Source organism: Methylobacterium oxalidis (genome assembly GCF_007992195.1).
Classification (GTDB): domain Bacteria; phylum Pseudomonadota; class Alphaproteobacteria; order Rhizobiales; family Beijerinckiaceae; genus Methylobacterium; species Methylobacterium oxalidis.
The window spans coordinates 16321-32878 of sequence record NZ_BJZU01000048.1 but is presented as its reverse complement, the minus strand read 5'-3'; the positions used below and the strand labels follow the sequence as shown (position 1 = coordinate 32878).

Genomic DNA, 16558 nt, shown 5'->3' with positions numbered 1-16558 from the left:
CCGGGCGCTCGGGGCAAGGCGCTCAGTGCAGGAGCGGGCGCGGCCCGGCGCGCTGCCCGAGCACGGAGGCGAAGGAGAGGTGGAGGACGAGGCGGTGCTCGCCATCCATGACGGCGAAGGCGCTGCGCGCCCAGGTGCCGGGCGCGTCCGTCTCGGCGATCAGCCGACGCACGAGGTCGGCGGCGTGGGCGCGGACATGCGCCGGGTCCGTGATCTCGACGCCCTCGTCGTCTCGGGTGAAGGTCCGGCCGGTCTGAAAATGGAAGAAATAGCGTGCCATGACGATCTTCCTTCCGATCATCGGCAGGTCGTTCCGTTGCTAGCGGCGCGGCGCCAAAGCAACATTCACCTGAGATAACCAGATTTCGCCCGGTACGCGAGGCGTCTCAGCCAATCCTTTCCCGCCAAGCTTCATCCATGTGAATGCGCGGGCGCCGGATCGGCCGGAGATTCCAGGCGTCGGATATGTTTCCTCGTCCGACTGGCTCCGCCGGCAACAACCTGCCCACACCCGGCCGGCGGAGCCGCTCCGGCAGCGTGCCGGAGCGGGCATGGCGCATTCGCCAAAATCCCTCCGCTCACACGATCCCTCAGTTCAGGTAGGTCCGGATCCAGTTCGGCGAGAGGATCTCGCCCTCCTCGGTGATGATCCAGGGCTGCTTGGCCGGGTCGGTCAGCGCGCCGGCCGCCGCCGCGATGGCCTCGCGCAGGGTGTCGAACCGCTCGGGCTGGGCCAGCGGGGAGCTCGCCGGCACGGTGCGCCAGATCGTGAGATCGGCGGGTCGTTCGAGAGCCTCGGTTTCCATCGTCCTGTTCCTCTTGAACTCTGTCGTCCGCTGCGGAAGCGCCTGACCGGCCGTGAAGGAAGGTCCGCCAGAGCGATCTATGGGTGCTCGCGAATGGGAGCATCCGTGGGGCGACTTTGCGGTCTTGCCGGCCGCATTCGCGCGGTCGTCAGGCCGGGTCGCAGTTTTCGCAGGTGCGCGATCATGATTTTGACATGATCCGTACCGTGCCCGCCCGAGGATGCTCTTCACTCACCTCGTGAAGATTGTGGCCCCGAGGGATGACCATTTCGTTAGCTCGGCCGCTGCCGTGTAACGGTGCGCTGCCACACGCCGGTCTCCCCCGCTCCCGTCTGTTGAACCTCTCAGGCTGAACGCCCAGTTAAGGGCGGTTGCGCGCCGCCGGGGCGGAATGCTCTAAGCGGGCGCCCGCCGCGGCCGGCGGGCGTCGCCTCGTGACCACACTCGGGCCTGCTGCGGGAGTTGTGCCGTGCCGGATCGCTTCGCGCGCATCGCGTTGGCCGCGGTCATCGTGCTGCTCGCGCTCTTCGTCGCGCAGCCCTACCTCACCGCCCTGCTGTTCTCCGCCGACACCCCCCGGGCCGTGACGGCGCGCGGCGATCTCGCCCCCGCCGAGGCCACCACCGTCGCCCTGTTCGAGCGGGCGAGCCCCTCCGTCGTCCACGTCTTCGCACAGGCCGCGGCACAGGGCCGCGCCCTGATGAGCCTCGATGACCCGGACGAGCAGGAGCAGGGCCAGGGCGGCACCCAGACGGGCACCGGCTTCGTCTGGGACGCGGCCGGCCACATCGTCACGAACAACCACGTGGTCCAGGGGGCCACCCAGTCCGGGGGCTCCGTCTCGGTGCGCCTGTCCTCCGGCGAGGTGGTGCCCGCCCGGGTCGTCGGCACGGCGCCCTCCTACGACCTCGCGGTGCTGCAGCTCGGCCGCGTGACCAAGACGCCGCCGCCCCTCGCCATCGGCACCTCGGCGGACCTGAAGGTCGGCCAGGCGACCTACGCGATCGGCAACCCGTTCGGCCTCGACCACACCCTGACCACCGGCGTGATCAGCGCCCTCCAGCGCCGCCTGCCCACCGGCGAGGGGCGGGAGCTCTCCGGCGTCATCCAGACGGACGCGGCGATCAACCCGGGCAATTCCGGCGGCCCGCTCCTCGATTCCGCGGGCCGGCTGGTCGGCGTCAACACGGCGATCTTCTCGCCCTCCGGCGCCAGCGCCGGCATCGGCTTCGCGGTGCCGGTCGACGTGGTGAACCGCGTGGTGCCGGACCTCATCCGCAACGGGCGCGTGCGCAACCCCGGCATCGGCATCATCGCCGGCCAGGAGGCGACCGCCTCGCGCCTCGGCATCGACGGCGTGGTGGTGCTGCGGGTGCTGCGCGGGTCGCCCGCCGCCGGTGCCGGCCTGCGCGGGGTCGACCTGCAGACCGGCGAGATCGGCGACGTCATCGTCGGCGTCGGCGACAAGCCCGTGCACCGCCTCGCCGACCTGACCGCGGCGATCGAGGCGGCGGGCCTCGGCAGCACCGTCGACCTCGTGGTCGAGCGGGGCGGGCGCACCCGCACGGTCCGCGTCACCACGACGGACGTGGCGGAGAACCGGCTGTGAGGCGGTCCCTGTCGTTGCCCGATCCCGTGCCCGATCCCGTGCCCGATCCCGTGCCCGATCTCTTGCCCGATCTCTTGCCCGTTCCCCTGCCCGATCCCCTGCCGGCTCTCAGGTCCTGCCTCGCGCTGCCTCTCGCCCTGCTGCTCGCGCTTCCCCCGGCCGCCGCCGGCGAGCGTCCGGCGCGCCCGCGCCTCTGCCCGGAGGACGCGCCCGAGGGCGTGCGCCTGCCGGACCGGCCGGGCTGCGGGCGCGGGCCCGTCCGGGCGCCCGCCGCCGAGGACGGCTTCGTCGATCTCGGCAACGGCGTGCGGGTCCGCATCGGCGGGCGCGCCAGCGCCGATTTCGGCGTGCGGCGCTAGGCCATGGTCCTCGCCCTCGGCGTCCTCGCCTGCCTCGCCCTGTGGTGGTTCTCCCGCCGCAACGGCCGCTTCGACGCGGCCCGGTTCTGGCCGCTCCTGCGCCGCGTGGGCGGATGGGGGTCGCTCGCCCTGGCGTTCCTGCTCGGCCTGCGCGGCCGGCCGGACCTCGCCCTCGTGCTCGGGCTCGCGGGCGTCTGGCTCCTCGAGGGCGGGCGCGCGGCGGGCCGGCGCCTCGCCGACGTCTGGCGCAGCCTGCCCTGGGTCGGCGGGCGGGCGCGGAGCGCGCCGCCGATCCTGTTCGCGCTCCTGCCCGACGGCACCCCCGGCGACGGACGGGTTCTGGCGGGGCCGTCCGCCGGCCGGAACCTGAGCGACCTCTCGCCCGCCGCCCTGCGCGAGCTCCTGTGGGCCTGCCGGGCGCGCGACGCGGCGACCGCGGCGACCCTAGAGACGTATCTCGACCGCCGGCTTCCCGGCTGGCGTGTAGACGCTGAGGGCGATGGCGACGCGCGGGCGGGCCGACCGGCGAAGCCAGGGGCGATGGCGGAGGAGGAGGCCTACGAGATCCTGGGGCTTCAGCGCGGGGCGTCCCCAGAACAGGTCCGCGCGGCCCACCGGGCGCTGATGAAGCGGATCCACCCGGACCAGGGCGGCACCGCCGAGCTTGCGGCCCGCGTCAACGCGGCCCGGGACAGGCTTTTGAACCGACATCGCTGATACTCCACGCGCGTTGCCAGACAGGAACGGTCGAGGCCCGCCGGCACGGGGCGCCGGCGGAAGCGGCGCGAACAGGCGCCTCCCTCGGGTCTTCTCGGTGTCGCGCCCCTTCCAGGCGCCGGCGCGGCCCTAGCTGCGGGTCGCGAAGCAGTTGAAGCCGGAGCGCTTGAGCGCCTTGCAGGCGTCCTGCGCCGAGTCCTGCTCGGCGAAGCCGGAGAAGCGGGCCCGGTAGAGCGTCGCGCCGCCGTGCTCGACCTTGACGGTGTAGGGGGCGGCCTTGGAGAGGGCGCCGCCGCCGCGGGCGCGGGCCTCCGACAGCATCGACTTCGCCTTGTCCTCGTCGTCCATGGCGCCGAGCTGGATCACCCAGGCGGTGGGCACGACGCGGGGGCCCGACAGGGGCTTGGGCGCCTCGGCGCGGGCGGGGCCGTCGACGGAGGCGAGGCGCGCCTCCGACTTGCCCGTGCCCGGGAAGGGGGACTGGCTCGCGCTCGCCGCGTAGGCCTGGGCGGCCTTCGGCAGGGCGGGGGCCGTCCGGGCGCCGATGCCCGCGCTGCCCGGCGTCGTGGTGGCGCGGCTCGGCGAGATGTCGAGGGGCTGGTTGCGGTCCGTCGAGGCGGTGGCGTCGATCTCGTCGTCGTCCGCCGAGGCGACCTGCGTGCGGGTCCGCGAGACGGCGTCGGCCACCACGGCGGGGCGCGTGCGCTCGGCGACCTCGGTGGTGGGCGCCGTCTGCCGGGCGCCCGCGTAGGCGCGGGGCAGGTTCGAGCGCACGAGGTCGGCCATGATGCGGTCGCGGCCGGCGCCCGACTTGCCGCCGAGCACGATCGCGACGATCTGGCGGTCGTCGGAGCGGGCCGCCGTCATCAGGTTGAAGCCCGAATCGCGGGTGTAGCCCGTCTTGATGCCGTCGACGCCCTGCACGGCCCCGAGCAGGCGGTTGTGGTTGCCGATCACCCGGCCGCGGAAGGCGAAGGAGCGGGTCTGGAAGTAGCGGTAGTAGCGCGGGAAGCGGTCCTGGATCGCCCGGGCGAGGATCGTCAGGTCGCGCGCGGTGGTGATCTGGTCGGCGTCCGGCAGGCCCGAGGCGTTGGCGTAGCGGGTGCGGCTCATGCCGAGCGCCCGCGCCTTCTCGGTCATCATCTGCGCGAAGCGCTCCTCGGAGCCCGCGATGTTCTCGCCGATGGCGCAGGCCACGTCGTTGGCCGACTTCGTCACGATCGCCTTGATGGCGTCCTCGACCGAGATGGCGGAGCCCGGCCGCAGGCCGAGCTTCGAGGGCGCCTGCGCCGCCGCGCGCGCCGAGATCGTCAGGTCCGAATCGAGGGCGAAGCGGCCCCGCTCCATCTGCTCGAAGAGCATGTAGAGGGTCATCACCTTGGTGATCGAGGCGGGGTGGCGCAGCGCGTCCTCGTTGACCGCGTGCAGGGTCCTGCCCGTCTTCACGTCGACCACCATGGCGGCGTAGGGCGGGTTGTAGCCGCCGCCGGCCCGGGCGTGGTGGCGCCGGCGCGCCTCGGCGGGGGAGGCGAGGGCGGTGAGGACGGCCGCCGCGGCGAGGGCGGCCGGCAACGCGCGGGACGTCCGGGAGCGGCTTGAAACGCTACGCATCACGATCGACTGCCCCTGCCGGTCCGGCCGTGCCGGACGGATCGCGCCATCCTCGCGGGCCGGCGCCGTCCGCACCGTGGCTCCGCTGCTTCAGTCGAAAACCGTAAGTCGGCGCGGTTACGGGGCGGTTAATGGATCGCGTCCGATTCGACGTTGATATCGCACTGCAACATAGGCTTGACGGTTTTTGGTGCGGTGCACATATTCGTCGCGCCGGCAGGCTCGCGGCGCCACCCGCACCCCGACGTCCGGTCCGGCACCCTGGCAACACCACAGCAGAGGGGGCGCCCCGCGCGGGTGCCGGACGAGAGACGATGATGAAGCCCCTGGAACAGACCGAGGCCGCCTTCGGAAAGGCCGAGACCGCCCTGAGGACCGGCATGGAGTCGATGCTCGCGAGCCTCGGCGCCGCCTCGAAGACCGCCCAGACGATCGGCATCGCGTGGGTCGACTACACGAAGCAGTCCTTCGAGCACGCGGCCGCCGCCGCCGAGAAGATCGCCAAGGCCGGCACGCTCGCCAAGGCGCTGGAGATCCAGGCCGAGTACGCGAAGGGCTCCTACGAGCGGGGCCTCGCCGAGGCCGCGACGCTGCGCGACCTCTACGCCGCGATGGCCAAGGACCTCGCCAAGCCGTTCGAGAGCCTCGGCCTGCCCAAGGCGGGCTGACGGCGGGCTGACGGCGGCCTGACCACGGCCCGGGCCGGAGGGTGCGAGCGCCCTCCCGCCTGCCCGGCGACCGCGCGGGGACGTGTGCGCCCGCGCGCCCCTCGCCGCCCGGCCGCTCCGGGAGAGACACGGACAAGTGCGCGCAGCCGTCTGGCGAAGTTCGGCCCCGCCCTATAGATTGCCGTCGAAGCGAGCGCGCCTCGCCGGCGCGCCCCGCGAGCGTGACATGCCGCCAGATGGGGTCGGTGCGATTCAGATGTCTCAGGGCCCGATGATGCGGGGTTCCGCAGTCCCGCCCGCCCGTTCCCGGCCGGGCAGCGACAGAGCCGTGACCGTGGCCGCCTCGAACCCGCGCAGTCCGGGCGGCGGCGGCGGGGACGACCGCTCGAACACGGCCATCATCACCCGCACGAAGCCGCGCACGAAGCGGCCGAGCCTGTACCGGGTGCTGCTCCTCAACGACGACTACACGCCGATGGAATTCGTCGTCCACGTGGTGGAGCGGTTCTTCAACAAGAGCCACGAGGACGCCTACCAGATCATGATGCACGTGCATCACAACGGCGTCGGCGAGTGCGGGGTGTTCACCTACGAGGTCGCGGAGACCAAGGTGACGCAGGTCATGGACTTTGCCCGCAAACACCAACATCCTCTGCAGTGCGTTATGGAAAAGAAATAGGCCCCCCAACAGAGGCACGAGCTTTGCCAAGCTTCTCACGCAGCCTAGAACAAGCCCTCCACCGCGCCCTGGCGCTCGCCGGCGAGCGCCGGCACGAATACGCGACGCTGGAGCACCTGCTCCTCGCCCTCGTCGACGACCAGGACGCGGCCGCCGTCATGCGGGCCTGCAACGTCGAGATCGACGCCCTGAAGCGCAGCCTCGTCGAGTACGTCGACACCGAGCTCTCGAACCTCACCGGCGACGGCCGCCAGGACGCGAAGCCCACCGCCGGGTTCCAGCGCGTGATCCAGCGCGCGGTCATCCACGTCCAGTCGTCCGGCCGCGAGGAGGTGACGGGGGCCAACGTGCTCGTGGCGATCTTCGCCGAGCGCGAGAGCCACGCCGCCTACTTCCTGCAGGAGCAGGACATGACCCGCTACGACGCGGTCAACTACATCAGCCACGGCATCGCCAAGCGGCCCGGCGCCTCCGAGTCGAAGCCGGTGCGCGGCGCCGACGAGGAGGGCTCGTCCGAGCGCCCGAGCGGCGACGAGGGCGAGGGCCGGACCAAGAAGAAGGGCGACGCCCTCGACGCCTACTGCGTCAACCTCAACAAGAAGGCCCGCGACGGCAAGATCGACCCGCTGATCGGCCGCGAGGCCGAGGTGCAGCGCACGATCCAGGTGCTCTGCCGCCGCCAGAAGAACAACCCGCTGCTCGTCGGCGACCCCGGCGTCGGCAAGACCGCCATCGCCGAAGGGCTCGCGCGCAAGATCATCCAGCACGAGGTGCCGGAGGTGCTGGCCGACGCCACCGTCTTCTCCCTCGACATGGGCACCCTGCTCGCCGGCACCCGCTACCGCGGCGACTTCGAGGAGCGCCTCAAGCAGGTGATGAAGGAGATCGAGGCGCACCCCAACGCCATCATGTTCATCGACGAGATCCACACCGTGATCGGTGCGGGCGCCACCTCCGGCGGCGCGATGGACGCCTCGAACCTCCTCAAGCCGGCGCTCGCCTCCGGCACCCTGCGCTGCATCGGCTCGACCACCTACAAGGAGTACCGCCAGTACTTCGAGAAGGACCGGGCCCTGGTGCGCCGCTTCCAGAAGATCGACGTCAACGAGCCCTCGATCCCGGACGCGATCGAGATCGTGAAGGGCCTGCGGCCCTACTTCGAGGAGTTCCACAAGCTCAAGTACACGACCGACGCCGTGAAGGCGGCGGTCGAGCTGTCGGCCCGCTACATCAACGACCGCAAGCTGCCCGACAAGGCGATCGACGTCATCGACGAGACCGGCGCCTCGCAGATGCTGGTGCCGGAGGCGCGCCGCAAGCGCACCATCGGCGTCAAGGAGATCGAGGCGACCATCGCCACGATGGCCCGCATCCCGCCCAAGACCGTCTCGAAGGACGACGCGGTGGTTCTCCAGAACCTCACCGAGAACCTGAAGCGGGTGGTCTACGGCCAGTCGAACGCCATCGAGGCGCTGACCTCGGCGATCAAGCTCGCCCGCGCGGGCTTGCGCGACCCCGACAAGCCGATCGGCTCCTACCTGTTCGCGGGCCCGACCGGCGTCGGCAAGACCGAGGCCGCCAAGCAGCTCGCCGCCTCGCTCGGCGTCGAGATGCTGCGCTTCGACATGTCGGAGTACATGGAGCGCCACACGGTGAGCCGCCTGATCGGCGCGCCCCCCGGCTACGTGGGCTTCGACCAGGGCGGCCTCCTGACCGACGGGATCGACCAGCACCCGCACTGCGTGCTCCTGCTCGACGAGATCGAGAAGGCGCACCCGGACCTGTTCAACATCCTGCTGCAGGTGATGGACCACGGGAAGCTGACCGACCACAACGGCAAGCAGGTCGATTTCCGCAACGTCATCATCATCATGACGTCGAACGCGGGCGCCTCCGACCTCGCCAAGGCGGCCTACGGCTTCACGCAGAGCAAGCGCACGGGCGACGACGTGGAGGCGATCAACCGGCTGTTCGCGCCGGAATTCCGCAACCGCCTCGACGCGATCATCTCGTTCGGCCACCTGCCGAAGGAGGTCGTGGCCAAGGTCGTCGACAAGTTCGTCCTCCAGCTCGAGGCGCAGCTCGCCGACCGCAACGTCACGATCGAGCTCTCGGACGAGGCTCGCGACTGGCTGGTGGAGCACGGCTACGACGACGCGATGGGCGCCCGCCCGATGGCCCGGCTCATCCAGTCGACCATCAAGACGCCGCTCGCCGACGAGGTGCTGTTCGGGCGCCTCAAGGACGGCGGCGCCGTGCGGGTCGTCGTGCAGAAGCCCGAGGACGCGGAGGCCAAGGCCGGCGCCAAGGACAGCCTCGGCTTCGAGTTCCCGGCCGGGCCCGTGACGCCGAAGCCCGAGAAGGACGTGACCAACGCGGCCAAGAAGCACAAGCGCTCGAAGCCGCGCGCCACGACCCGCAAGAAGGCGGACAAGGACAAGGGCGGCGGCGGCTCCGGCGGCTCGGGCGGGGTCCGCACCGTGCCCAAGGTCCCGCTCGTCCGCGCCTGAGACCAGGGCGCGGCCCCGCCGCCCGCGACGCGGCGGGGCCGTGAGGCTTTCATGTCCTTTCCTGCGCGTGCGTCCCGGGATATGAGCCACGCGCAGCGCGCCCGACGACCGGGCGCCCTCCCGCCGCTCACCGGGGCGGGAGCATCGCGAGAGGTTCGGGGGGCGCGGCATCGCTGCCCGCACGAGACGAGGGGGGCATCATGAACAGCGAGCTGCATGAGAGCCCCCTCACGCCCGTCGCCCGCACCGCGCCTCCGCCGCCCCAGAAGCTGACCCGGCGCGAGGAGCGCCGCCGCCGCCGACGGAGCCGCCGCCGGGGCGAGGAGCTTCTCGCCTGGGTGCTGGTGCCGATCATCTGCCTCGGCATCTACTGGGGCATCACGGCCGGCTTCGACTTCCTCGGCACCTCGCCCGGCCAGGTCTGGGACCAGCTCATGCAGGTCAAGGCGATGATGGAGAAGCGGGCCTGAGGCCCGCTCCCCGGCCCCCCGCCCGGAACCGGCCTCAGGCGCGCCGCAGCGCGTGCACCGAGAACAGGCGCTCCGGGTCGGTCCAGACGGCGCCCGGCGCCCAGCCGGCCCCGGCGGCGAGGCTCCGGAACCCCTCGATCGTGTACTTGTAGCTGTTCTCGGTGTGGATCGTCTCGCCGGGCGCGAAGCGGAACGGCAGGCCCCCCACCCGGACCGTCTGCGCCCGCGCGCTCACGAGGTGCATCTCGATGCGCGATTCCTCCGCGTTGAACAGCGCCCGGTGCGCGAAGCCGCCGGCCTCGAAGTCGCCGCCGAGCTCGCGGTTGATGCGGGTCAGGAGGTTGAGGTTGAAGGCGGCCGTCACGCCGGCCGCGTCGTCGTAGGCCGCCTCCAGCACCGCCCGGTCCTTCACGAGGTCGACCCCGACGATCAGGCTCGCGCCCGCGCCCAGCACCGCGCCGAACTGCGCGAGGAGCCGGCCCGCCTCGGCCGGCTCGAAGTTGCCGATGGTCGAGCCGGGGAAGAAGCCCGCGGCCGCCGCGCCGCCGGGACCGCCCGCGAGGTCTGCCGGCAGCGCGAAGGGCTTCGTGAAGTCGGCCGCCACCGGCTCGATGTGCAGGGCCGGGACATCGGCCCGCAGCGCCTCCGCCTCGCTGCGCAGGAAGCTCTCCGAGACGTCGACCGGCACGTAGGCGGAGAGGTTCGGCAGGTGGCGCAGAAGCCGGCGGACCTTGGCGGTCGAGCCGCTGCCGAACTCCACGAGCGTCGCCCGGCGGGGCAGCACGGCGGCGATCTCGGGGCCGGCCGCGTCGAGGATGCCGAGCTCGGTCCGGGTCGGGTAGTACTCGGGCAGGCGGGTGATCGCCTCGAACAGGTCGGAGCCCGCCGCGTCGTAGAAGTACTTGGCGGGCAGGGACTTCCGCGCGGCACCGAGGCCCGCCACGACGTCGTCGAGGAAGCCACTCGGCTCCGGCAGCGGGCCGATCGGGGTCGCGTCCGCGAAGACGGGCTTGATGGTCAAGGGGCTCACTCCGGGCGCGAGGGGGAGGTCAGGCGCTGGCCTGCCGGCTGAGGCGCAGGCCGGTGAACTGCCAGCGCTGATGCGGGTAGAAGAAGTTGCGGTAGGGCAGGCGGGCGTGGCCGGCCGGCGTCGCCACGGAGGAGCCGCGCAGCACGAACTGGTTCGACATGAACTTGCCGTTGTACTCGCCCAGCGCCCCCGGCAGCGGCCGGTAGCCCGGGTAGGCGCTGTAGGCGCTGCGGGTCCATTGCCAGACGAGGCCGAAGGCGTCGGCGAGGCCGCCGTCGCGGGCGGCGACCTCCCACTCGGCCTCGGTCGGCAGGTCGCGCCCGGCCCAGCGGGCGTAGGCGTCGGCCTCGTAGTAGCTGATGTGCGTGACGGGCAGGTCGGGGTCGACCGTCCTCATCCCGGCGAGCGTCATGGTGAGCCAGGCCGCGCCCTCGCGCTGCCAGTAGCCCGGCGCCTCCCACCCCTCCGTCTGCGCCGCGATCCAGCCGTCCGAGAGCCAGAGCTCGGGCCGCGCGTAGCCGCCGTCCGCCATGAAGGCGAGCCACTCGGCGTTGGTGACGAGGGCACGGTCGATCGCGCCGGGCAGGATCAGCACGTCGTGGCGGGGCGACTCGTTGTCGAAGGAGAAGCCCTCGCCCTCGTGCCCGATCCGGGTGAGGCCGGCGGGCAGCGCCGCGGCACCCTCCGCGGCCTGCGGCCGGGGGAAGCGCCAGCCCGGGTCGTAGGCGGGCGCCAGCGGGTTCTGCGCGAAGGCGTGCAGGATGTCGGTGAGGATCAGCTCCTGGTGCTGCTGCTCGTGGTAGAGCCCGATCTCGAGGATCGGCAGCACCCGCCCGAGCGCCTCCGGCGACGCCTCGGCGAGGAGGGCCTCCACCGCCTCGTCCACGTAGGAGCGGTAGGCGGCGGTCTCGGCCGCGGTCGGCCGGGTGATCAGGCCGCGGCTGATCCGCGGCTGCCGGGGCCCCGCCGCCACGTAGTAGGAATTGAACAGGTAGTGCAGCCGCTCGTCGAAGATGCGGTAGCCGGGCCGGTGCTCGCGCAGCAGGAACTGCTCGAAGAACCAGGTCGTGTGGGCGCGGTGCCACTTGGTGGGGCTCGCGTCGGCCATCGACTGGACCTGCTGGTCCTCCGGCGAGAGCGGCGCGGCGCGCGCTTCCGTCTCGTCGCGCACCTGCCGGAAGGCGGCGATCCAGGCGTCCCGGTCGACCGGGCGCGCCGTCACCGGCGGCGGCGGGAAGGCGCTGCGCCCGGCGCGCCCGCGGGGCGCGGGGCTCGCCGCCAGGGTGGCTGCAGAAGAGGCTGCCATGCCGATGTTCCTCTGTCCGGCGGGCGGGGAGAATTCCGTCCTCGAAACGCGCCCGGTCCGAGCACATATGTGCCGCCGCGCATTCTGCAACGCTCGCCAACCTCGGCCGGTTCGTCGCAGCGGGGCGGCAGGGCGGCGGGCGTTCGATTGTGCGCAGCCGGACCGACCAGGGCCCTTCGCGGGACGCGGGCCGGTGGTTACCGGGGACCGGCCGCCGGGCGCGGCCTTTTTCAAGCCTCAGTGAGGTGGCCTTAACCCTCGCCCACCGACACTCGGCCCGATTGCACGGTGCCGGGCGCGTATCAGATGCGGATCGATCTCATGGCCGGGGCCACCCTCTCCGCGGCAGCTCTCCACCCGGCGCCGCAGCCCGTGATCCTGGTGTTCGATTCCGGGCTCGGCGGCCTGACGGTGCTGGAGCAGGTGCGGCGGGCGCGGCCCGACGCCCGCTACGTCTACGCCGCGGACGACGCCGCCTTCCCGTACGGGCGCCTCGCGGAAGGCGTCCTCGTCGCGCGCGTGCTCGCCGTGATGGAGCGCCTCCTCGCCCTGCACCGGCCGGACCTCGTGGTGATCGCCTGCAACACGGCCTCGACGCTGGTGCTGCCGGCCCTGCGCCAGCGCTTCCCGACGCCCTTCGTCGGCGTGGTGCCGCCGATCAAGCCGGCCGCCGAGACGACGCGCTCGCGCCTCGTCTCGCTGCTCGCCACCCCCGGCACGGTGGCGCGCGCCTACACGCACGACCTGATCCGCACCTACGCGGGCGCATGCCGGATCAGCCTCGTCGGCTCGCCGAACCTCGCGAACTATGCGGAGGCGGAGCTCGCCGGCGCGCCGGTGGACGACGCGGCGCTCGCCGCCGAGATCGCGCCCTGCTTCGTCACGGACGCGGCGGGCGCGCGCACGGACGTGGTCTGCCTCGCCTGCACCCACTACCCGCTGCTGCTGCCCCGCTTCGAGCGGCTCGCCCCCTGGCCCGTGACCTGGATCGACCCGGCGCCGGCCATCGCGCGGCGCGTCACCCAGCTCCTCGGCCCCGGCGAGCCCGGCGAGGCCCCGGTGCTCGGCGCCTTCACGGGCGGCGCGGGCCTCGGCGAGGCCCTGCGGCGCTCGCTCGCCCGGCGCGGCCTGCACGAGGTCGCCGTCGAGCCGATGCCGCTCACCCTCCAGTGAGCGCCGGCTCACCAGCGCATGTTGCGCAGGCGGCAGGTGCGGCCCATGTCCTGGTAGCCCGCCGGGCAGCGGCGCAGGCAGGCGCCCGCCGCGTACTTGAGCGGCGGCCGGCAGGCGTTGCGGAAGCGCTGCTCCCCGAACAGGTAGGACTGGGCCGGCCCCGCCGCGACCGGCCGGGGCGTGGCCGTGAGGAGCGCCGCCGCGAGGGCGAGGAGGGCGGCGCAGGCGGGGCGAGGCGGCATCGGTCGGTCCTGAGGGCTCGAGGATCGGGACGGTCGTACCCCCAACGCGCGTCGCGCCGGATCGCTCGCCCGCCCACGCGATCGTGTCGTGGAACAGGCGCGCGCCGCTTGCCGTTGGCCGAGCACGCCGCGCCCCGACCCCGGGACGCGGGACCGAAGACGCCCGCCACAGAACGACAGACGAGGAACCCCATGAAGCTCCACGCACCCCTGATCGCGCTCGCGCTCCTCGCGGGCAGCGCAAGCCTCGCGCTCGCTCAAGGGGCCGGCAACGCGCCGAGCAGCGGCCACAGCAGCGGCGCCAGCACCAGCTCCGGCAACAATCCGGGCTCGGCCACCGACCCGAGCAAGTCCTCGACCGGCGCCCGCTGAGCGGCGCCCGGCCGGATTGACGGGTCCGCCCGTCTGAACTATGGACGCACGGTTCGCGGGGCTCCGATGAGGGGCCCCGTGGCTTTTTCACACGCACCCGTGGGCGGCCTCAACACCGCCCTGTCGTCCGCCTCCGGGCGGAAGAGGAGGGCGCGTTCCTCGTAGTGAATCGTGTCAGAGGATACGCGATGTCGAAGCGCGTTCAGGCGAAGCACAAGCTCGATCGCCGCATGGGCCAGAACATCTGGGGCCGCCCGAAGAGCCCCGTGAACCGCCGCGAGTACGGCCCCGGCCAGCACGGCCAGCGCCGCAAGGGCAAGATGAGCGACTTCGGCACGCAGCTGCGCGCCAAGCAGAAGCTCAAGGGCTACTACGGCAACATCACCGAGAAGCAGTTCCGCCGGTACTACGCCGAGGCGATCCGCCTGCGCGGCGACTCGGGCGAGAACCTGATCGGCCTGCTGGAGCGCCGCCTCGACGCGGTGGTGTACCGCGCGAAGTTCGTGGCGACGCCGTTCGCCGCGCGCCAGTTCGTCAACCACGGCCACGTCAAGGTCAACGGCCGCCGCGTGAACATCCCGAGCTTCCTCGTGAAGCCCGGCGACGTGATCGAGGTGAAGGAGGCGTCCCGCCAGCTCGAGATCGTGGTCGTCGCGAGCCAGCTCGCCGAGCGCGACGTGCCGGACTACATCGAGGTCGACCACCAGAAGATGACCGCCCGCGTCACCCGCGTGCCGGGCCTCTCCGAGGTGCCCTACCCGGTGCAGATGGAGCCGAACCTCGTCATCGAGTTCTACTCCCGCTGACCCGTCCGCACAGGACCCGTCGTTCGAGAGGGCCGTCCCGCCGGGGCGGCCCTTTTTCTCGTCGAGCCCGCCGGCGGCCCCCTCAGGAGGCCGCCTCCACCGCGGCGGCCGCCCGGATCGCCTCGAGCGTCAGCAGGGCGGGCTCCGGCCCGCCGGTGACGCGGGCGCGGTCCGCCCCCTGCGCCAGCATCAGGGCGAGGGCGTCGCGCAGCGACGTCCCGGCCGCGATCTCCGGCCCCGCGATCTCAAGGCCCGTGATCCCGGCCTCCGCGAGAGGCCGCGCCGCCTCGCCCGCGGTGAGGAGCGCGAGGCGGCGCAGCGCCCGGTCCTGCCCCACGAAGGCGGCGACGAACGGGTCGGCCGGGGCCGCGAGCAGCCGCTCCGGCGCGTCCGCCTGCACGAGGCGGCCCTCCCGCATCAGCGCGACCTGGTCGCCCATCCGCATCGCCTCGTCGATGTCGTGGGTGACGAGCAGCACGGTCTTCGACAGGCGCCGCAGGATGGCGCCGATCTCCTCCTGCAGGCGCGCCCGCGCCACGGGGTCGACGGCGCCGAACGGCTCGTCCATCAGGAGCACCGGCGGGTCGGCGGCGAGCGCGCGGGCCACGCCGACGCGCTGGCGCTGGCCGCCCGAGAGGGCGTCGGGCCGCCGGTCGCGGTAGAGGGCGGGGTCGAGGCCGACGAGGTCGAGCATCGCCTCGACGCGGGCGGCGATTCGCCTGGCCGGCCAGCCGAGCAGCTCCGGCACGGTGGCGACGTTGCGCCCGACGCTGTAGTGGGGAAACAGGCCGACGCCCTGCAGCACGTAGCCGATCCGGCGCCGCAGGGCGATCGGGTCCGCGGCCCGCACGTCGGCGCCGTCCACCGTGATCCGCCCGGTATCGGGCTCGACCAGCCGGTTGACCATGCGCAGCGTCGTGGATTTCCCGCAGCCCGAGGGGCCGATCAGCACGCAGGTGCGGCCCTGCGGCACCGTCAGGTCGAGGCGGTCGACCGCCGGGGCCGGCGCACCGGGGAAGCGCTTGCCGACGCCCTCGAAGCGGATCACGGGCGCCTCCCGGCGCCGGGCGGGGGCGGCTCAGCAGCCCCGGCAGATCGAGCCCATGGTGGTCCGCATCTTGGAGTCCCAGGCCCGGTTGCGCTCGGCGGCGGCCTTCTCGGCCCTGGCCATCTCGGTGCGCACGGCCGGGCTCAGGTTCGAGCCGGAGGTCGAGGCCGCGGGCGGCTTCGTCACGCCGGTCGCGGTGACCGTGCGGTTCGTCGTCGGCGCCCCGGCCTTGTCGCCGGGCTGCGCCAGGGCGGGGAGCGGGAGGGCGGTGATGAGGGCGACGGCCAGAAGGCGGCGCGGGGATACACGCATGGGGAACGATGCCTCGCGAAAGGTCGGCCCGGCGCTGCGATCTCCGGGGACCGGCGGGGGCGTCTCGCCTGCGTTAGCACGGGCGAGGGCGGGAAATATGGCGTGCGGACGCCCCGCGCTGTGCGGGCCCGCACCGGCCGGGAGCCCGGCGTGAGGCGGCCCGTCCCGGAGGAGGGACCGCCGCGCGACCGGCGCGAGGCGGTCGCCCGCGCCCTGCGCCGGCTCGCCCCGCGCCTGCCCGCCTTCGAGCACGAGGCCACCCTCGACCGGGCGCTGGCGAGCCCGGGGCTGCGCGGCGCCGCCCCCGAGACCGCCGCCCGCCTCGCGCTGACGGCCTACGCCCGGCACGTCTTCACGGAGTACGACGCGCTGCTCGCCGACGGCTACGACCGCGACAGCGCCCGCCACTTCGTCCTCGACGACCTGAACGAGGCGCTCGTCGCCTGGGGCGCCGCCCCGATCCCCGAGGAGAGCGCGGACGAGGCTCCGGAGGACGAGGCGGATGGGGAGAACGCCCCGTGAGGGGCTGCTCCCGCGCGCCCGTGGGAGGTGGCGGGCTCCGCGCTCGTGTATAGGACGGGCAGCGGCGCGACCCGCGCCGGCACAGGAAGATCGGGAGTGCATCGATGCAGATCAGCGCGCGCAACGTCCTCAAGGGCACCGTCGTCTCCGTCGAGAAGGGCGCCACCACCGCCCACGTGAAGATCGAGGTCGCCCCGGGTCAGGTCGTCACCGCCTCGATCACCAACGACTCGGTCGACGCCCTCAAGCTCGCGAACGGATCCCCGGCCTACGCCGTCGTGAAGGCGTCCGACGTCATGGTGGCGGTGGACTGAGCCG

The 16558-nt window shown here is 73.0% G+C and carries 20 protein-coding genes; 12 read left to right on the top strand and 8 right to left on the bottom strand.

All coding sequences use genetic code 11. The annotated features are described in order from the left end of the window. Window positions 1-22: 22 nt before the first annotated feature. Together MOX02_RS12805 and MOX02_RS12800 are read right to left on the bottom strand one after the other, a co-directional pair. Window positions 23-280 (bottom strand): DUF6894 family protein, encoded by a 258-nt coding sequence (locus MOX02_RS12805; protein WP_147026173.1) that lies wholly within the window; start codon window positions 278-280, stop codon window positions 23-25. Window positions 281-590: 310 nt separating this feature from the next. After that, window positions 591-806 (bottom strand): hypothetical protein, encoded by a 216-nt coding sequence (locus MOX02_RS12800; protein ID WP_132254593.1) that lies wholly within the window; start codon window positions 804-806, stop codon window positions 591-593. A 469-nt stretch (window positions 807-1275) separates the two neighbouring features. Here MOX02_RS12800 and MOX02_RS12795 point away from each other — a divergent pair, with 469 nt between their 5' ends. From MOX02_RS12795 to MOX02_RS12785, 3 genes are read left to right on the top strand one after another with little or no spacing between them, the layout of a single operon-like run. Further along, window positions 1276-2415, top strand: coding sequence for a S1C family serine protease (locus MOX02_RS12795; RefSeq protein ID WP_147026172.1), 1140 nt, complete (start codon window positions 1276-1278; stop codon window positions 2413-2415). After that, a complete protein-coding gene (locus tag MOX02_RS12790; protein ID WP_238179472.1) occupies window positions 2412-2774 on the top strand; it encodes a hypothetical protein in 363 nt (120 codons plus the stop codon). The genes MOX02_RS12795 and MOX02_RS12790 overlap by 4 nt, the downstream gene beginning before the upstream one ends. Before the next feature lie 3 nt (window positions 2775-2777). Further along, the gene (locus tag MOX02_RS12785) at window positions 2778-3491 is read left to right on the top strand and encodes a J domain-containing protein (protein WP_147026171.1); all 714 of its coding nucleotides are present in this window, start codon (window positions 2778-2780) and stop codon (window positions 3489-3491) included. A gap of 129 nt (window positions 3492-3620) precedes the next feature. Here MOX02_RS12785 and MOX02_RS12780 read toward each other — a convergent pair whose 3' ends face one another. Continuing rightward, entirely contained in the window at window positions 3621-5102 is a 1482-nt protein-coding gene (locus tag MOX02_RS12780; RefSeq protein ID WP_147026190.1) for a serine hydrolase, read from the bottom strand. A 314-nt stretch (window positions 5103-5416) separates the two neighbouring features. Between MOX02_RS12780 and MOX02_RS12775 the strand changes: the two genes are divergently transcribed. The 4 genes from MOX02_RS12775 to MOX02_RS12760 all read left to right on the top strand — a co-directional run bounded on the left by MOX02_RS12775 (window position 5417) and on the right by MOX02_RS12760 (window position 9429). Then, window positions 5417-5770 carry a phasin family protein gene (locus tag MOX02_RS12775; protein WP_238179474.1) on the top strand — a complete coding sequence of 118 codons (354 nt, stop codon included), beginning with the start codon at window positions 5417-5419 and terminating at the stop codon, window positions 5768-5770. Between the two features lie 274 nt (window positions 5771-6044). Beyond that, on the top strand, window positions 6045-6449 hold the full coding sequence (gene clpS, locus MOX02_RS12770) for an ATP-dependent Clp protease adapter ClpS (protein WP_238179476.1): 405 nt from the start codon (window positions 6045-6047) through the stop codon (window positions 6447-6449). A gap of 23 nt (window positions 6450-6472) precedes the next feature. After that, entirely contained in the window at window positions 6473-8959 is a 2487-nt protein-coding gene (clpA, locus tag MOX02_RS12765) for an ATP-dependent Clp protease ATP-binding subunit ClpA (protein ID WP_147026170.1), read from the top strand. Window positions 8960-9159: 200 nt separating this feature from the next. After that, window positions 9160-9429 carry a hypothetical protein gene (locus MOX02_RS12760; RefSeq protein ID WP_147026169.1) on the top strand — a complete coding sequence of 90 codons (270 nt, stop codon included), beginning with the start codon at window positions 9160-9162 and terminating at the stop codon, window positions 9427-9429. Window positions 9430-9463: 34 nt separating this feature from the next. Here the strand turns inward: MOX02_RS12760 and egtD are convergent, their stop codons facing one another. Together egtD and egtB are read right to left on the bottom strand one after the other, a co-directional pair. Next, window positions 9464-10450, bottom strand: coding sequence for an L-histidine N(alpha)-methyltransferase (egtD, locus tag MOX02_RS12755; protein ID WP_147026168.1), 987 nt, complete (start codon window positions 10448-10450; stop codon window positions 9464-9466). Window positions 10451-10478: 28 nt separating this feature from the next. Further along, on the bottom strand, window positions 10479-11765 hold the full coding sequence (gene egtB, locus MOX02_RS12750) for an ergothioneine biosynthesis protein EgtB (RefSeq protein WP_147026167.1): 1287 nt from the start codon (window positions 11763-11765) through the stop codon (window positions 10479-10481). Between the two features lie 306 nt (window positions 11766-12071). Between egtB and murI the strand changes: the two genes are divergently transcribed. Next, window positions 12072-12938, top strand: coding sequence for a glutamate racemase (gene murI / locus MOX02_RS12745; RefSeq protein WP_147026166.1), 867 nt, complete (start codon window positions 12072-12074; stop codon window positions 12936-12938). An 8-nt stretch (window positions 12939-12946) separates the two neighbouring features. Here murI and MOX02_RS12740 read toward each other — a convergent pair whose 3' ends face one another. Next, window positions 12947-13180, bottom strand: coding sequence for a hypothetical protein (locus MOX02_RS12740; protein WP_147026165.1), 234 nt, complete (start codon window positions 13178-13180; stop codon window positions 12947-12949). A 192-nt stretch (window positions 13181-13372) separates the two neighbouring features. Between MOX02_RS12740 and MOX02_RS12735 the strand changes: the two genes are divergently transcribed. Then, a complete protein-coding gene (locus MOX02_RS12735) occupies window positions 13373-13552 on the top strand; it encodes a hypothetical protein (RefSeq protein WP_147026164.1) in 180 nt (59 codons plus the stop codon). A gap of 188 nt (window positions 13553-13740) precedes the next feature. Continuing rightward, on the top strand, window positions 13741-14358 hold the full coding sequence (gene rpsD, locus MOX02_RS12730) for a 30S ribosomal protein S4 (RefSeq protein ID WP_109889321.1): 618 nt from the start codon (window positions 13741-13743) through the stop codon (window positions 14356-14358). 82 nt (window positions 14359-14440) lie between these two features. On the opposite strand, the gene MOX02_RS12725 is transcribed toward rpsD, so the two are convergent. Further along, on the bottom strand, window positions 14441-15406 hold the full coding sequence (locus MOX02_RS12725) for an ABC transporter ATP-binding protein (RefSeq protein ID WP_147026163.1): 966 nt from the start codon (window positions 15404-15406) through the stop codon (window positions 14441-14443). A 30-nt stretch (window positions 15407-15436) separates the two neighbouring features. Next, window positions 15437-15718: a hypothetical protein gene (locus MOX02_RS12720; protein WP_147026162.1), complete on the bottom strand. Its 282-nt coding sequence runs from the start codon at window positions 15716-15718 to the stop codon at window positions 15437-15439. 150 nt (window positions 15719-15868) lie between these two features. On the opposite strand from MOX02_RS12720, the gene MOX02_RS12715 reads away from it, so the two are divergent. Together MOX02_RS12715 and MOX02_RS12710 are read left to right on the top strand one after the other, a co-directional pair. After that, complete coding sequence (locus MOX02_RS12715; RefSeq protein WP_147026161.1) at window positions 15869-16240, top strand: DUF2293 domain-containing protein; 372 nt, start codon at window positions 15869-15871, stop codon at window positions 16238-16240. A gap of 104 nt (window positions 16241-16344) precedes the next feature. Continuing rightward, window positions 16345-16554, top strand: a complete 210-nt coding sequence (locus MOX02_RS12710; RefSeq protein WP_147026160.1) for a TOBE domain-containing protein — start codon at window positions 16345-16347, stop codon at window positions 16552-16554. Window positions 16555-16558: the final 4 nt, after the last annotated feature.

Coding starts and splice junctions, on each gene's coding strand:
- MOX02_RS12805 (WP_147026173.1), bottom strand. CDS start 280: ATGGCACGCTATTTCTTCCATTTTCAGACCGGCCGGACCTTCACCCGA.
- MOX02_RS12800 (WP_132254593.1), bottom strand. CDS start 806: ATGGAAACCGAGGCTCTCGAACGACCCGCCGATCTCACGATCTGGCGC.
- MOX02_RS12785 (WP_147026171.1), top strand. CDS start 2,778: ATGGTCCTCGCCCTCGGCGTCCTCGCCTGCCTCGCCCTGTGGTGGTTC.
- MOX02_RS12780 (WP_147026190.1), bottom strand. CDS start 5,102: ATGCGTAGCGTTTCAAGCCGCTCCCGGACGTCCCGCGCGTTGCCGGCC.
- MOX02_RS12775 (WP_238179474.1), top strand. CDS start 5,417: ATGATGAAGCCCCTGGAACAGACCGAGGCCGCCTTCGGAAAGGCCGAG.
- clpS (WP_238179476.1), top strand. CDS start 6,045: ATGCGGGGTTCCGCAGTCCCGCCCGCCCGTTCCCGGCCGGGCAGCGAC.
- MOX02_RS12760 (WP_147026169.1), top strand. CDS start 9,160: ATGAACAGCGAGCTGCATGAGAGCCCCCTCACGCCCGTCGCCCGCACC.
- egtB (WP_147026167.1), bottom strand. CDS start 11,765: ATGGCAGCCTCTTCTGCAGCCACCCTGGCGGCGAGCCCCGCGCCCCGC.
- murI (WP_147026166.1), top strand. CDS start 12,072: ATGCGGATCGATCTCATGGCCGGGGCCACCCTCTCCGCGGCAGCTCTC.
- MOX02_RS12740 (WP_147026165.1), bottom strand. CDS start 13,180: ATGCCGCCTCGCCCCGCCTGCGCCGCCCTCCTCGCCCTCGCGGCGGCG.
- MOX02_RS12735 (WP_147026164.1), top strand. CDS start 13,373: ATGAAGCTCCACGCACCCCTGATCGCGCTCGCGCTCCTCGCGGGCAGC.
- rpsD (WP_109889321.1), top strand. CDS start 13,741: ATGTCGAAGCGCGTTCAGGCGAAGCACAAGCTCGATCGCCGCATGGGC.
- MOX02_RS12720 (WP_147026162.1), bottom strand. CDS start 15,718: ATGCGTGTATCCCCGCGCCGCCTTCTGGCCGTCGCCCTCATCACCGCC.
- MOX02_RS12710 (WP_147026160.1), top strand. CDS start 16,345: ATGCAGATCAGCGCGCGCAACGTCCTCAAGGGCACCGTCGTCTCCGTC.